The sequence below is a fragment of the Halioglobus sp. HI00S01 genome (assembly GCF_001635445.1).
GTDB lineage: Bacteria > Pseudomonadota > Gammaproteobacteria > Pseudomonadales > Halieaceae > Halioglobus > Halioglobus japonicus.
The window spans coordinates 1-219 of sequence record NZ_LWEE01000147.1; the positions used below are offsets into that span (position 1 = coordinate 1).

1 protein-coding gene is annotated in these 219 nt (G+C 60.7%); it reads right to left on the minus strand.

The features are described from left to right. A partial coding sequence (locus tag A3709_RS14995; protein ID WP_156507782.1) for a TonB-dependent receptor domain-containing protein occupies positions 1-219 on the minus strand: 219 nt, incomplete at both ends.

Here is a 219-nt window from a genome sequence, read left to right on the forward strand (position 1 = left end):
CCCGACTTGTACCCACTGACCACCTTGGCGTAGACATTGGCGTCATCGCTGACGTCCCAGGCCACGGTAAGAGAGGGATTGAAGTTGCTGAAGTCGCGTTTGTAGCTGGCACCGTCGGGGGCACTTTCCGCAAAATCTGCTGAGCGCGTGTTGCGCCGGAACGCTTCGCGCTCGTCATCGGAGTAGCGCCCGCCCAGAGTAAAGTGCCAGCGACTGTCC